Source organism: Rhizobacter sp. P2_H2, assembly GCF_056403375.1.
The window spans coordinates 1-1180 of record NZ_JBFUFP010001384.1 but is presented as its reverse complement, the minus strand read 5'-3'; the positions used below and the strand labels follow the sequence as shown (position 1 = coordinate 1180).

Annotated in this window: 2 protein-coding genes; both read right to left on the bottom strand. The window is 69.7% G+C overall.

All coding sequences use genetic code 11. The features are described from left to right. Positions 1 to 68: 68 nt before the first annotated feature. Positions 69 to 785 (bottom strand): SIMPL domain-containing protein, encoded by a 717-nt coding sequence (locus AC1D15_RS33285; protein ID WP_465112581.1) that lies wholly within the window; start codon positions 783 to 785, stop codon positions 69 to 71. Positions 786 to 823: 38 nt separating this feature from the next. Beyond that, positions 824 to 1180 (bottom strand): DUF1501 domain-containing protein (locus tag AC1D15_RS33280; RefSeq protein ID WP_477829431.1); only part of this gene is annotated, 357 nt, incomplete at its 5' end.

Genomic DNA, 1180 nt, shown 5'->3' with positions numbered 1-1180 from the left:
CCGACAACGTGCGCGGCGTGGCCTGGGCAGTGGACGGCGGCTGGACGGCGCAGTGATTGCTTCGTCGTCTATTTGGTCATCACCACCGAGCCATTGACGCTGACCGTCACGCTCCCCTTGCCCAGCTCGACCGGCAGCGCCTCGTCGGCGGCGCCCATCGTCTTCATGCGGGCGACCGGCGCGGCGGCGTACATCACCGGCTCGTTGCTGCCGATGTTGACCTCGCGCAGCGTGTAGCCGGCGAAGCCGAACTGCTTGGCGTACTCGGCCGCCTTCGCGCGGTAGCGGGCGATGGCCTGCGCGGCGACATCGGCCTCGACCTTCTCGCGCTGCTCGCGCGACAGGTTGCTGCCGACGCGGGCGATCGTCAGCGTGCTGATCTTCGCGGTGAGCGCGGCGATACCGGGAATGTCCTTGCCCTCGACCACCAGCTCGGCGGTGCCCTGCCAGCCGTTGATGCCGCCCTTCTGGCTGTAGCGCGGGAACAGCGAGAAGTTGCCGGTGTGCACCTCGATGTCGCCCGGCTTCGCGACGCGCTTGGCCTCGGCCAGCGCGGCGTCGAGCGCCTGCTTCAGTTGCGCCTGCACGGTGCCGGCATCGGTGCCCTCGCGGGTGGTGCTGAGCGTCACGTTCAACAAATCCTTGTTGACCTCGACGGTGGCGCTGGCCGACAGGCTCACCACGTTCTGCAGCGGCGGCTCGTTGGCGAGCGCGGGTTCGGCCGCCAGCGCGGCGGCAAAGGCCGCGACGGCGGCCAGGGGCGAGAGCTTCGATTGAATCGTCATGGATCCTCCTTGTGAGTGGCGCGCCGTCGGCACGTCGTTCAGGCCGTGATGAACGGCAGCGCATCGAAGCGCCCGTTCAGCACCACCTGCGGGTCGACGCCCCACCAGCGCTGCGCGATGGTCGCATAGACCTGCCGGAAATCTGCCGTGTGGACCAGGTTCTGATTGGTGTCCAGTCGTTGCAGGTCGGGCATGCGGCCGATCACGCCGCCACGCACCGCGCCGCCCATCGCGAAGTGCGGCGCGGCGGTGCCGTGGTCGGTGCCGCCGCTCTGGTTCTGGCGCGCGCGGCGGCCGAACTCCGAATAGGTCAGCACCAGCGTGCGGTCCCAGGCACCGGCCTCGACCAGGCCTTCGCGCAACGCGGCCAGGCCCTCGGCCAGCTGCTTCAGCAG

Bases quoted from the DNA above. Each gene is read 5' to 3' on its own strand.
- AC1D15_RS33285 (WP_465112581.1), bottom strand. From the start codon at position 785: ATGACGATTCAATCGAAGCTCTCGCCCCTGGCCGCCGTCGCGGCCTTT.